The organism is Dokdonia genika, assembly GCF_042652845.1.
In the GTDB taxonomy this organism is placed as follows: Bacteria; Bacteroidota; Bacteroidia; order Flavobacteriales; family Flavobacteriaceae; genus Dokdonia; species Dokdonia donghaensis.
Genome location: NZ_JBHSHB010000003.1, coordinates 178675 through 193543, shown reverse-complemented (window position 1 = coordinate 193543; position 14869 = coordinate 178675). Strand labels below are relative to the sequence as shown.

The 14869-nt window shown below is 39.0% G+C and carries 8 protein-coding genes; 4 read left to right on the top strand and 4 right to left on the bottom strand.

Translation table 11 applies throughout. The features are described from left to right. Positions 1–4054 precede the first annotated feature (4054 nt). Positions 4055–5551, top strand: a complete 1497-nt coding sequence (locus ACFO5T_RS00825; protein ID WP_380031237.1) for a T9SS type B sorting domain-containing protein — start codon at positions 4055–4057, stop codon at positions 5549–5551. Between the two features lie 232 nt (positions 5552–5783). On the opposite strand, the gene ACFO5T_RS00820 is transcribed toward ACFO5T_RS00825, so the two are convergent. From ACFO5T_RS00820 to tsaE, 3 genes are all read right to left on the bottom strand, one after another. Continuing rightward, positions 5784–6146, bottom strand: coding sequence for a hypothetical protein (locus ACFO5T_RS00820; RefSeq protein ID WP_380031235.1), 363 nt, complete (start codon positions 6144–6146; stop codon positions 5784–5786). A gap of 190 nt (positions 6147–6336) precedes the next feature. Then, a complete protein-coding gene (locus ACFO5T_RS00815) occupies positions 6337–6465 on the bottom strand; it encodes a hypothetical protein (protein WP_380031233.1) in 129 nt (42 codons plus the stop codon). A gap of 271 nt (positions 6466–6736) precedes the next feature. Continuing rightward, complete coding sequence (gene tsaE, locus ACFO5T_RS00810) at positions 6737–7144, bottom strand: tRNA (adenosine(37)-N6)-threonylcarbamoyltransferase complex ATPase subunit type 1 TsaE (protein WP_380031231.1); 408 nt, start codon at positions 7142–7144, stop codon at positions 6737–6739. A gap of 853 nt (positions 7145–7997) precedes the next feature. On the opposite strand from tsaE, the gene ACFO5T_RS00805 reads away from it, so the two are divergent. Further along, the gene (locus tag ACFO5T_RS00805) at positions 7998–9851 is read left to right on the top strand and encodes a helix-turn-helix domain-containing protein (protein WP_380031229.1); all 1854 of its coding nucleotides are present in this window, start codon (positions 7998–8000) and stop codon (positions 9849–9851) included. Between the two features lie 225 nt (positions 9852–10076). Further along, positions 10077–11876, top strand: a complete 1800-nt coding sequence (locus ACFO5T_RS00800; protein ID WP_380031227.1) for a helix-turn-helix domain-containing protein — start codon at positions 10077–10079, stop codon at positions 11874–11876. A gap of 93 nt (positions 11877–11969) precedes the next feature. On the opposite strand, the gene porX is transcribed toward ACFO5T_RS00800, so the two are convergent. Then, positions 11970–13517 (bottom strand): T9SS response regulator signal transducer PorX, encoded by a 1548-nt coding sequence (gene porX / locus ACFO5T_RS00795; protein WP_380031225.1) that lies wholly within the window; start codon positions 13515–13517, stop codon positions 11970–11972. Between the two features lie 108 nt (positions 13518–13625). On the opposite strand from porX, the gene ACFO5T_RS00790 reads away from it, so the two are divergent. After that, positions 13626–14849, top strand: coding sequence for an HD domain-containing protein (locus tag ACFO5T_RS00790; protein WP_380031223.1), 1224 nt, complete (start codon positions 13626–13628; stop codon positions 14847–14849). Positions 14850–14869 lie beyond the last annotated feature (20 nt).

Below are 14869 nucleotides of genomic sequence, written 5' to 3'. Positions count from 1 at the left end.
AAACAGTAGCAACCCTCAGACCATTTACTACAGTCTAGAGGATGCTACTACAGGCTGTACTACGTTTGATTTTGTCAACCTTGCGATGAACTTTGAGCTCATCGTAAACCAGAATCCTGTACTCACCACACCTACCGAACTTCAAGTTTGTGATGATGATGGTGTGATAGACGGCCTTACCACGGTAGACCTCTCTTCAAAAGATATTGAAATCACGGGTGGTTTTGATGCAAACCTTACCATCACCTACCACCTAGACCAGGCTGGTGCCGATGCTGGTGATGCAAGTATCCCAGACAAAACAATGTTTACAATGACCACCAATCCTCAGATTGTAGTGGCTCGTGTGACCGATAATACCACGGCTTGTTATGCAACGGTCAACCTTAGTGTGCGCAGCTTCCCAGTGCCGGTACTCGTAACCCCTGCAGATTATGAGGAGTGTGATGATGATAACGACGGTGTTTTTGACTTCTTCGTGCTCTCCTCTCGAGACGCCGAAATCACCGGTGGTGACCCAACCCTTACCGTAGCCTATTACCTCACTCAGGCAGATGCAGATAATGCACCGGTAGGTCAGGAGCTCGATAATATGATGTATATCAACAATGAGCCTTTTGAGCAAATTGTGTATGCCCGTGTTTTTAACGATGCCGGTTGCTACAGCACCACACCGCTTACCCTGCGTGTGCTCAACACCCCGATGCCTAACCAAGATGCGCTTCCATACGCCTTGTGTGATGACGATACCGATGGGCTTCAGCTATTTGATTTAAGTACACAAGAAGCTAATATTCTAGGCGGCTTAGACCCTACAATGCATACAGTGGAGTGGTTTTCTTCACTCGCTTCCGCGGAAGCTGGTACTCCTGCCATTGCAACTCCTAACGCTTATACGAGTAATACCGCTACCGTTTATGCCCTAGTAACCGATACTGCACAGATGACCACTACAATGACTTTCTGTAGTAATATTGCTCCTTTAGAACTTATTGTAAACCCATTACCAACTCCTATCCAACCTGCCGAATACGAGCTCTGTGATGATATAGAAAGCGGTAGTGATACCGATGAGTTTGCAAGCTTTGATTTACGTAGTCGTGACGATGAGATTACTGGTGGTAATGATGACTGGAGTGTAAGCTATCACCTCACCCAAGCAGATGCAGATGCCGGTACACCAGCACTTGCAGATATGTATCAGAATGTGGTGATGGCAAACCAAACCATCTTTGTACGTGTAGAAGATATTGTAACGTCTTGTTATGAGACCATCACCTTAACCTTAGTGGTAAATCCATTACCATCACCTACCACCATAGCACCGGTAGAGGAATGTGATACAATGGCAAATGATGGCGACCCAGATAATGATGGGGATGCTATTTTTGATCTTACCGGCCAGGTAACGACAGATATTATAAATGGCGAGGCCTTTGTGGGACTTACCTTCCACGAGACAATTGCCGCTGCAGAGCTAGGCACACCAGCCATTGCAAACCCAGCAGCCTACCAGACCGTATCAAGAACTATCTATGTAAGAGCTACAGATACAGACCCAGCTACCAGCACTGAGTGTTACCGTATCGTGGAGTTAGAACTTATCGTGCAACCTGCACCGGTACTACCTACCACCATCCCAGACCTAACTGAGTGTGATGATGATGGGGATGGGCAAGCGCTGTTTGACCTTACACAAAATGATGCCGTGATTTACGGGACACAAACCCCTGCAGCTATAACTCTTACGTACCACGAGACGCTTGCCAGTGCAGAAGCAATGGTAGGCAGTGCGGCAGATATGCCTATTGCAGATCCTGTAAACTACCTTGCCAGTGCACCAGCTACCCAGCTGTGGGTACGTCTAGAAGACACCGCAACAGGTTGTACTGTTGTAGGTACTTTTAATCTAAACATTGCAATGATTCCTACCATCACCCCACCAGGGCTTTTTGAAGCCTGTGATAGTGCGGGTGCCCTTGTAGGAACCGATGATGATGGGATTACCACTTTTGACCTTACCAGTCTTGATGCAGGTATTACCGGTGGAGATCCAACCCTTACCGTGACCTACTATGAGTCGCAAGCAGACCTCGATGCTGGTATTGCAAATGCTATTGCCACACCAGAGGCATATATCAATGATGGTAGTAGTCCGCAGACGCTTTTTATCTTAGTAAGTAGTAGTGATGCAGGAATGTGTGGTGCAGAGACCACGGTAGACCTACAGGTAAATCCGCTACCTGTCATTGGAGAACCTTTACCAGAGGCTATAGCCTGTGATGAAGACAATGATGGTTTTGGAGCCTTTGACTTGCAACAGTATAATGATGACTTATTAGCAACGCTTACAGATATCACCCTACGTTTTTATGAAACCCTAGATAATGCCACGGCAGACACAGGAGCAGGGCAGATAGATATTACCGTTCCTTATAACAATATCACAGGGATGACCTCACTGTATGTGGTAGCACAAGACACCAACCCTGCTACGGCAACGGCTTGTACTAAGATTTATGAATTTGAGCTTGTGGTATATCCTATCCCAGAGATTCCTGCAGCCCTTGAAACACTTACTGAGTGTGATGATGATAATAACCTGATGGAAATCATAGACCTTACTCAAAACGAGGTTGCCATCATAGGGACACAAGATGCAACCACGCTTGTCATCACGTATCACAACACCCTGGCAGATGCAGAAACGGGTAACAACCCAATTTTAGATCCAGCTAACTATAACGCAACACAGGTAGCACCACTTGAGGTAATCTGGGTACGTTTACAAGTAAATGATGGTAGCCCAAATATGTGTGCTGCAGTGAGCTCTTTTGAAATTTCTGTAGAAAGCCCACCTACGGCAAACCCAGCCAATGATGATCTAGACCTAATGGTTTGTGATGATGATGCAGATACTTTTAATGTGTTTGACCTTACCGTTAATGAGGCAAGTCTTACCGGTGGTGATCCATTATTATCTGTGACCTATTATGCGAGTCTTGCAGACCAGATGAGTGATACGCCTATTGCAGACCCTACGGCTTATACAAACATTCAGAACCCACAGACGATACAGGCAGTAGTCTCTAGCGCAGCAGGATGTACCGACCAGACTACTTTTGACATTGAGGTGTTACCACTACCTACGCCTAACACAATGCCAGATGCCGTGGAGGTATGTGATGCCACGACAGATATTGATACTGATGGCGATGGGGTGATTGACGCTGGCTCTGGTTCGNTGAGTGATACGCCTATTGCAGACCCTACGGCTTATACAAACATTCAGAACCCACAGACGATACAGGCAGTAGTCTCTAGCGCAGCAGGATGTACCGACCAGACTACTTTTGACATTGAGGTGTTACCATTACCTACGCCTAACACAATGCCAGATGCCGTGGAGGTATGTGATGCCACGACAGATATTGATACCGATGGCGATGGGGTGATTGACGCTGGTTCTGGTTCAGATACCGATGGTTTTGAGAGCTTTGATCTTACGGGTGTGATTGCTCAGATAGGTGGAGGGGAGCCTGTAGATATCTTAGTGTATACAGATCTCGCTTTCGCGGAAGCGAACCCAGACGACCCAACGCTTGCAATGGTNAGATACCGATGGTTTTGAGAGCTTTGATCTTACGGGTGTGATTGCTCAGATAGGTGGAGGGGAGCCTGTAGATATCTTAGTGTATACAGATCTCGCTTTCGCGGAAGCGAACCCAGACGACCCAACACTTGCAGTGGCAGATGTCACTAACTTTATCAATACCACATCTGGTAACCAAACACTCTATGCACGTGTGGAACGTAATGTGCCAGGAGATGATGACTTAGACAGCGACGGAAACTTATGTTATGTGATTGTGCCTTTTGAGGTGATTGTAAATCCGCTACCTGTCTTGGCAGAAGCGGGACCTATTGATTATACCTTCTGTGAAGAATTTGATGGAGATGATACAATGGGAAGTGTGGATCTTACCACCCTAGCAGATGAGATAGGGATTCTTGCAGCGCCACAGANTCTGGTAACCAAACACTCTATGCACGTGTGGAACGTAATGTGCCAGGAGATGATGACTTAGACAGCGACGGAAACTTATGTTATGTGATTGTGCCTTTTGAGGTGATTGTAAATCCGCTACCTGTCTTAGCAGAAGTGGGACCTATTGATTATACCTTCTGTGAAGAATTTGATGGAGATGATACAATGGGAAGTGTGGATCTTACCACCCTAGCAGATGAGATAGGGATTCTTGCAGCGCCACAGATAACGAGTGATTTTACGATAAGCTATCACCAGTTACTAGTGCAGGCAGAGGCAAACACTGCAGCACTAAGTTCGCCATATACAGTGGCAGATGGTGAGGAGCTTTTTGTGCGTATTGAAGATAACACCACAGGCTGTGTGAACTTTACAAGCATCATATTTACGGTAGAGAGTCGTCCAGAGGTATCTCCAGCAGATAATATGGTACAGTGTGCCGATGATCTTGGGATTAATGTTGCACCTAACCAAGATGAGGCCACCTTTGACCTTACGCAGCAGAATGCGATGATTACTGGAGGTGTGACTGCAACCTCTGTAACCTACTATACCAGCCTTGCAGATGCAGAGGCAATGATTAATGCAATAGACACGCCTAGTGCTTATGTGAATACGAGTAACCCACAGACTATTTATGCTAGAGCCGTTAATACAGCTAGCAACTGTGAGAGTACGATGGTGGTAGACTTTGAGATTTTTGTACAACCACTACCATATACAGACCTTAGCAATGAGGGTGGACAGATTTGTGTGGATGAGATTACGGGTGAAGCGCTTGATCCATTTACGATAGATGGTACGGTAGAAGATCCTCAGGTTGGGGTGAGCTACAGTTATGCGTGGACACTAGATGGTGCATTGATATCACTAGATCCTGTGGTGACTGTAGATGCTGCAGGAACCTACCAGGTGCTGGTCACAGCTACGTATGTGGATGGTACGGAGTGTGATTACCTAGCAGAGGCGGTATATACGGCAGAGAGCGCGCCGGTGTTTGAGGCGATTGTACTAGAACCTTCTTTTAACAGTAGCGGATTGTACACGGTAGAAGTGATAAATATCACAGGGGTAGATCCTACCTCTGAGTATGAGTTTGCACTAGATGATGGCCCGTTCCAGAGTAGTACAACTTTTACAAATGTGACTCCGGGGACGCATACCATTTTTGGAAGACTAGCAAGTGGTAACTGTTCGATCTCTGAGTTTGAGATAGGGATCATCGATTACCCACGTTTCTTTACACCTAATGCAGATGGTTTTCACGATACGTGGAATATTATAGGGCTGGGGGTGGATCCTAACCTGAATGCGAAGATTTTTATCTTTGATAGATACGGGAAGCTCTTAAAACAACTAAGCCCTACTAGCCCAGGATGGGACGGTACCTTTAATGGCCAACCGATGCCGAGTAACGACTACTGGTTTAGAGTAGAGTTTACAGAGGTAGATGACTTAGGGACACAGAGAACGGTTAATGGGCACTTTACGTTGAAGCGATAGTAACCCATCACGTTGTACTATAAAAAAACTCCCTACGGCTGTAGGGAGTTTTTTTATGGGGTTGAATTTGATAGCTTATAAACCTATCTTCTGGATACTATATATAATAGATTACTTAGGTTTAATAGGAGAGTGGCTACTTTCGCGGAAGCGTAAAATAAGATATAATGATGTTAGAGTAAGTATGTTTATTATCTAAACTAATGAGTGGTTTTTATAACATAAGAGAAGTTCAAAAAACATCATCTTCTTCTTCCTCTTCTTCTATGATTTCGTCATTTTCATCATCAATTTGTTGCAAATCTAAAGGAGAGTCTGCAGGTATGGTAACAATTTTACCATTCCAATGCACACGTTTGAGCTCTTGGTCTAGATTTACACCATATAAACGATCAAAGATTTTTGTTCTTATCGTATACGTTATAGCTGCGACAATGGCTATAAGAGGTATGATAATATAAAATTCATCAGTATCTGCAAATTGTAAATCATCTTGAATTGTAGTGTAAATCTGGAAAACATACATCGCTATTGGCACTAAAATAGAATGATACCACCAGTGTTTACAGGTGAAAAACCAGATTAATAATAACATAAAGGGAACAACTTTGCTAAAAACTACCCAAGCTAAGGTGTGAATACTTTCGTAATAATTACTGTGTATCGTACCAAACAAAAAGGACTCCCAAGTTTTTACATTTGGGAATCCTTGATATGCATAAAAAAGTATAGGCGATAGCACTACACATAAGGCAATAAGTGTACCTACAGATAAAATTTTTCTTTTATCCCCTTGGTGGTACTTTAATTGCTCTTTTATCGATTGCTTGTTCTGCATTTTCTGTCATTGCAGTGTACGTTAATGCTGTTGCTCCCGCGATAAGCAGGCCTAATAGTAAAGCTTTAATTTTCATAATTTAGAGTGTTTTGAGTATTAATGATTTGTTGACACAAACATCACTCTATTCTCTCAAATTATAACCAATTGCTTTTTTTTGTATATTCGCGCCCTTTTTGAAAAAAAAAATACGCGAAAACAACATTTTACACTTGTTAGGGGTTGTCTATTAAAATCTTATTTTTCGATTAAAAGTTTTATGTTATGTTTTTTATCAATAGGTAAAATCCAGTTATCAGAAAATACCTACATTTTTGTTAAATCACATTAACATAATTTTAACATAATTAATTTATTGATATTACTCTTTTACTAGCGTTTTGCTTCTCTAACTTGATAATATCAGCGTCTTTTGGTAAAAATTTTGAAATATTATCAGGCCACTCAATAAATATCCAGTCACCATTATATATATATTCTTCAAATCCCATATCAAGCGCTTCTTCTTGATTTGTGATTCTATAAAAGTCAAAGTGGTAAATGAGCTGGTCATTACCTGTGACATATTCATTAACAATTGAAAAAGTGGGGCTACTTATGGGGTCTGTCACACCAAGTTTTTTTGCAATGGCTTTAATAAGTGTTGTTTTACCAGAACCCATCTCTCCATAAAAAAGCAATACGTTGCTTCGGACGGTAGTGACGATTTTATCTGCAATAGCTTCTATATCAGATAAATCATAAGATGTTTGCATTATTAAGTAGTTTAAGGGCGTTGCTAATATAAGAATTTTTAAACTTTTATCGTTCAAATACTAATTATGAGTCTTAAAATATTTAAAAGAGTAGGAATATTCTTTCAATTAGAATTGACAAGAGCTATTGTCATTTTTTTGTAATATCTGGGGTGAATTTTTTGAATAGAATTTTATTCCTTTCCTTAAGAAGTAGGAATGAGGTTTATGAAGATGTTATTTTCTAGTAAGAAGAAGAGTAGTTTTGAGAGAAGTATTGCGAGCGTAATACTTACAATAATTCTAATAAATCGATGTCAATCTGTAATAGATTTGAAGGCAACATTTGATTAACTGTTAGACCCCTTCATATAACTTGTTTCAGTTGCAAACCCCTAATATGTAGTATAAAAACGAGTTGATAAACACCGATTATTAGAATTGTGATAGTACCTTAATTTACTATTATTCCATAGTACTAGTAAATAACATCAGGTACTTGTCCATTTTTTGATTGTCCTTAAACGACATTAATGATTTAAAGGTCTTGTTTTATACCATACCAATCAACTAGGGTATAGGTATATTTATAAATATACCGTCTATATTTATCTTTTTACCGAAATTGTAGTATTCTGAAAAACAATGGTTTGGTCGTTGTTTAGTTCATTTAAACTAAAAAGAGCATAATGTATTTCAAATAGACATTTGAAGTCAAAAAACCTGCTAAAATAATGGCATAAAACAGCGGTACGACATACACTTACTTTAAGTTTTAAGTGTAAACTATAAGATGTTATGAGTATTATGAATTAAGTAAGAAATTTCGTTTGTTTATTAATGAATGTATATTTTTGACTTTTACTTGCTATTTATGAAGAAGCGCGTTTTCCTCCTCTTTTTATTTTTTTCTGTGGTAACTATTTCTGGTAATGCTCAAGATTTACCCTTCTTAATTGATAATAAAGTCCCAGACTCTATACGCCTACAAGATTATCAAACAGTAAGGAAAAAATTCTTTGCACTAATACATAATGATACACAGGTTGTTGATACACTATTACTAGAGCTTTATGGCAAAGATTTAATAATCAAAGCAACAGGAAAAAATGACCATCTAGAAGTCTCTAAATTTTATATTACACTAAGTAATTACCGAGAGAATAGTTTACCTACCATTGATTATGTAATAGGGTATACCACAACACATAATCTTGACGAGTTTTACATTGAGGCTTTAATAAGTAAAGCTCTTTATTTTATACGAATAGAATCTAATTTAGAAGAAGCTTATAGTTTAGCTCAAGAGGCTTACGATAAGAATCAACATTTTAATAATCCAGTTATAGCATATACTACAAAAAATATTATGGGAGTATTGCTAGAACACAGTGGTAAATTTAATGATGCTATTAAAATGTATTTGGAACTTGAAGAGTTATATCATACTGATGTAATTAATGAAATATTTAAGTTTAACACTGATCAATATATTAAGGAGGCTCTTACAGAAATACAGTATGGTCTGGCTTTAACATATTTTAAACTTAAAAAATATAAAAAAGCTTCTGAATATATTAACAAAGTAAAGGAGTATGCAGATATCTCTGGTAGTAAAGAATATCTTAGCGCGTATTTAGGCTTAAAAGGTGGTATTTTAATAAGAAAAGAAAACTATACAGAAGGTTTGAAATTAACCAACGAATATCTAGACCTTTCTATTAACCGAAATAATAACGAGTTTTCTCACTCCTATACACTACAAGGCATCGCTTATAGGGGCTTACAACAACCAGAGAAGGCTCTAACTTCATTTCTCACAGCCGATAGTTTACGTGATATTGCAGGATCAGATTATTTCTTTTCAGATTTAAAAGTTACTTATGAGTATCTACACAATCATTATAAACAGACAGGAGATGTAACTAGACAAATTGAATATCTCAACAAGATGATTGCTTATGAAGAGGAGTATGGTAAACTTAGCCAGAATATAGGTGATGAGATAATAGCGTCTTACACGTTGCCAGTGTTGCTGTCAGAAAAAGAAAACGCGATAAAGACATTAGAACAAGAAAAAGAAAGCAGAAGCATTGGTTTAATTCTATTTGTAATATTGGGAGTGCTAGCGGTAACCTTTGCGATTTACCAGTATAGAAGACGACTCAAGTTAAAGCAACGTTTTATAAACTTAAGAGATACTTATAGTGAACGCATAACCACTGAGGAAATGCCAGAAGAAGCTACTGCAGTCACACTGCCTGTTGTGCAAGATCATATGGAAGGCGCATTATCACATATTAAACCACCCCAGCTTGAAAAGATACAAGAAGGCTTAGACAGTTTTGAGAAAAAGGCTCTTTTTACATCTCATAACGTGACACTCAAGAGCCTAGCCAAACAAATAGGGACAAACGCTTCTTACCTTTCGAAATATATTAATGTTGAAAAATCTGAGAATTTTTCTACTTACTTAAATGATTTGAGAATTAATTATGTCCTCAAAGAGCTTTATAACAATCCAAAATTAAAATCTTACACGGTCGCCGCTATAGCAGAGGAGGTAGGCTTTTCTAACGTAAAATCATTTTCAACACACTTTAAACGTGTCACTGGGCTTTCGGTCTCCTATTTTATAAAAAATCTTTCTAGTGAGCGAGACAGCTTTTCTAATGAGGAGAAGGACGGCGTTATCAACCTTACTGACCGTGTGAATAAAGCTGGTTAATTAATATTTGTTTTTTAGTATGCTTTCGCGAAAGCGCACTCACGCTTTGCAATATATAAGTTTTGTATGATCAAAAGGTGGCTAAAAGGATAGGCTACATTCTAAAACCGTAAGAAATTTCGTAAAATTTAAAATGTAATCTCTATTTTTGTCGGCTATTAGTTAGTTTCCCTTATGAAGGTTTACTCCTTATATTTCTTTACATTACTTCTTTGCTTACCAGCTTTGGTATCCAGCCAAGACCTACCCTATATCACAGATCAAAAAGTACCAGACACTATAGCCTATATAGATTACTCAATACTTAGAAAACGGTTTTTTAGATTTGCAGTTGAGCCACCTGCAGATGTAGATTCACTTACCATAGAGTTATATGCAAAGTCACTTATTGTAAAAGCTCAACAAGAAGGACTAAAACCAGATTTTGCTAAGTTTTACAGTAGCTTAAGTACTTTTAGAGGATTTGATATCGAAATCATAGATTATACTATTGATTACACAAAAGAGAATCAGTTATCTGATTTATACGAGCGATTATTGCTCGAAAAAGCAATCTTTTACTTCAATGAAGATGATATTGATCTAGCTTATAGCGCTGCAGAAATAGCATATGAGGTATCTGAAGAATCTCAAAACCTATCAAATAAGTTTCTTCTTATGAATATAATAGGTATGCTACTTGCTGATAGTGGTAAATTGTCAGAAGGAAAAGCTCTATTAGAAAAAGTTGAAAAAGCATATCAATATGATAATATAAAAAAAATACATCCTTATGGCAGCGATATTTACTACAATTCAGCTTTGGCTGATGTTCAGTATTCTCTTGCTCTGGTACACTTCAAACAAAATGTTCTAGATAGCGCTTTAAAATATGCCAACAAAGTAAAAACTTTTGGCACGCAAGAAAATGACAGTTATTATTTGACTAGAAGCCTTGGTTTACAAGCAGGCATTTATATTAAATCACATAATTTTAAAGAGGGATTAAAGTTTACTAATCAATATTTGGTTCAAAATCTAGATGCAGATGATGATGAACTTTCACATTCATATGCACTAAAAGGCATAGCTCACAAAGGACTACAGCAACCGGAAGAGGCGCTCGCGGCGTTTCTTAAGACTGATAGTTTACACGAGTCTGGTGGTGCAGATTATTTCTTTCAAGAACTTAAAACCACCTACGATTATCTCCTTACACACTACAAAAACACGGGTAATAGCACAAAACAAATTGAGTACCTCAATAAAATGATAACCTATGAAGAGGATTATGGATCACTTAGTAAAACCATAGGTGATGGTATTGTGGCATCTTACACGATTCCTCAATTACTCTCAGAAAAAGAAGCAGTCATACAAAGTCTTGAGGGTGATAAAAAACAGCGCACGATTGGTCTTATTTTTTTTATAAGCCTAGGGTTACTTGCCCTATTTTATGCGCTTATTCAATATAGAAAGCGACGTATTTTAAAACGACGTTTTGAAAACTTGCGCGCCATATATAGTGAGTGGGTTGTACAAGAAACAAACCCTGTAAAGGAAGCCAAAGCAACCTTAGCTGTTGTAAAAGCTGAGCAAGACGGCCCTTTATCACACATAAAGCCAGCGCAGCTAGAAAAGATACAAGAAGGTCTAGACCGTTTTGAGAAAAAGGCCCTTTTTACCTCTCATAATGTGACGCTTAAGAGCCTTGCTGCACAAATAGGAACAAACGCCTCCTATCTTTCTAAATACATTAATGTAGAAAAATCTGATAATTTTTCTACCTACCTAAGTGATTTACGTGTTAATTATGTGCTTAAGGAGCTGTATGCTTCTCACAAACTACGTTCATATACTGTTGCCGCCATTGCAGAGGAGATAGGTTTTTCTAACGTAAAATCATTTTCTACACACTTTAAGCGTGTGACTGGACTCTCTGTATCTTATTTTATTAAGAATCTAGAGGGTATTAAAGAGACTGCTGTGAAGAAAAAGGATGATAATGTGATAGACTTTTTAGAGCGAATTAATAAAACGGGGTAACTACGTTTTTATATCTTATAGCATCATAAAAAAACCACAGCTCTGGCTGTGGTTTTTTAGTTGAGTTTACGCTTTCGCGAAAGCGTAATAGGTCTATTTAGGTTCCATTACAACAAATGGAATCACCATTTCTTCAAGGCTCACGCCACCGTGCTGGTAGGTGTTTCTGTAATAACTCACGTAGTGATTAAAGTTATTTGGGTAGGCAAAAAAGAGGTCACTCTTTGCAAAAATATAAGAGCTACTCATATTTATAGAAGGTAAGTGTATAGTGCGCGGGTCTGGTGCTGCGAGTACATCTTTATCTTCATAGGTAAGGCTACGGCCTGTTTTATAACGTAGGTTAAGACTCGTGTTTTTATCACCTATTACCTTAGAAGGATTTTTTACATTTATAGTACCGTGGTCTGTAGTAAGTACTAGCTTCATACCCAGCTCTTGTGCTTGCTGTATCATAGAGAGCAGCGGTGAGTTTTTAAACCAGCTCTCTGTAAGGGAGCGGTATGCCTTATCATTACTAGCTAGCTCTTTTATGACCTCCATCTCGGTTTTAGAGTGCGAGAGCATATCTACAAAGTTATAGACCACCACAGTAAGGTCATTATCCTTTTGAGATCTAAAGTTGTCTGCTAGCTTTTTACCATTTTTAAGATTAGTAATTTTATGGTATTCCCACTTTACATCTAGGCTTAGTCTCTTAAGTTGCGCCTCAAGAAAGGCCGCCTCGTGCATATTTTTTCCTCCCTCGTCTGTGTCATCTAGCCATAGATTGGGGTGTTTCTTTTTCATATCTTCTGGCATAAGCCCAGAAAATATGGCATTACGAGCATACTGTGTTGCCGTAGGAAGTATACTGTAGTAAGGCTCTTCTTGCACTTTTTTATAATGGGCAGCAAGGTGTGGCTCAAAAGCCTTCCACTGGTCATAGCGCATATTATCTATCACCACAAAGAGGGTAGGAGTACCCTTTTTAATATGAGGCTGCACCTTGTCCTTAAACAAGGTATGAGACATTGTAGGCGCATCATAACCGTCAAACCAGTCTGGGTAATTTTTATCTATAAATTTACAAAACTGGTTATTTGCCTCTGTTTTTTGAGACTCTAGAATCTCAAACATCCCGCTATCTTCTATGCCCTCTAGCTCCATCTCCCAGTAAATGAGCTTCTGGTAAAGTTCGCTCCACTCTTCAAAACTATTTATCATAGAGAGGTCCATCGCAATTTTTCTAAACTCTTGCTGGTATGAAGATGTTGTCTTCTGGCTTATCAGACGGCTATGGTCAAGGTTTTTCTTTAAGCTTAGTAAGATCTGGTTAGGGTTTACCGGTTTTATAAGGTAGTCTACTATTTTTGAGCCTATAGCTTCCTCCATAATGTACTCTTCCTCACTCTTAGTGATCATCACGACGGGTATATTTTCTCTTTTATTTTTTATCTCATTGAGCGTCTCAAGCCCCGTAAGGCCAGGCATATTCTCATCTAGAAATATGATGTCAAAGTTTTGTTCATCTATCATATCTACTGCCTCTGCACCGTTATCACAGGTGGTCACGCTATAGTTTTTCTTTTCAAGAAAGAGTATGTGTGGTTTCAATAAGTCTATTTCGTCGTCTACCCAGAGTATTTGTATGTTGCTCATATATATAGTTAGTTCTTTAGTGGCCTTACCGTTGTATGGTGAAACCTTATATTTGTAAGGAGTACGCTTTCGCGAAAGCGTAAAACAACAGAATTTAAACTTTTTCTATTGCAGTCTTCCAAAGTTACAATTATTAACGACCCAATTTATGGGTTTATTACCATACCAAATGGGGTGCTCTTTGATCTCATACAGCACAAATATTTTCAGCGACTGAGACGTATCACTCAGATGGGACTCTCTTATCTCGTATATCCTGGGGCGCATCACACCAGATTTCAGCACGCTATAGGCTGTCTGGGTGTAATGCAAAAAGCGCTCAAAGTCCTTGTAGGTAAAGGTGTTGTTATATCTGAGACAGAGCAAGAAGCTGTACTTATAGCCATTTTATTACACGATATAGGTCACGGTCCTTTTTCTCACGCTATGGAGCATAGCATTGTAGATGGTGTGAGTCACGAAGATATTTCTACCTTATTTATGGAGGCTCTCAATGAGGAGTTTAACGGAAGTTTAACGCTCGCTATACAGATTTTTGAAGGCTCATATCATCGCTCCTTTTTAAATCAGCTGGTTTCTGGGCAGCTAGATATGGATCGTACAGACTACCTCAAGCGCGATAGCTTTTATACGGGTATGGCAGAGGGTAATATTAATACAGAGCGCATAGTCGCGATGCTCAATGTAAAGGATGACCACCTAGTAGTAGAAGAAAAAGGTGTGTATACGGTAGAGAAGTTTCTCGTGGCGCGACGCCTTATGTACTGGCAAGTGTATTTGCATAAAACAGGTATTGTTGCAGAGCAATTGCTTACCAGGGTGCTTAAAAGAGCAAAAGAGCTCTCGCGAGAGGGTGAGATATTACCTTCTAGCAAGGCACTGCAGTTCTTTTTACAAAATCAAATAGATAGCGATACCATAAAAAAGAGCTTAGACATCTTTGCACAGCTTGATGATTATGACATTATTTCGGCAATGAAGGAGTGGTGCTCGCATAAGGACTTCGTGCTTTCTGAGCTGTCTAAGAGTATCATAAATAGAGACTTATTAAAAGTAAAAATACGTAAGAAGCCATTTGCTCCGGCAAAGCTGGAGAAGCATAGAAGCGCTCTTATGAAGCAGTATAGTATCTCTCAAGAAGAGGCAAATTACTTTGTAATTACGGGTACGATATCAAATCAAGCGTATAATTATAAAAAAGGGGGGATTAATATATTAATGAGTAATGGAAAGATTGTAGATGTTGTAAAGGCTAGTGACCAGCTTAGTTTAAAATCGCTTACTAAAGAAGTAGTTAAAAACTATCTGTGTTACCCAAAACCTAAACGTTAATTTTTCCTATTTTTGTGCTT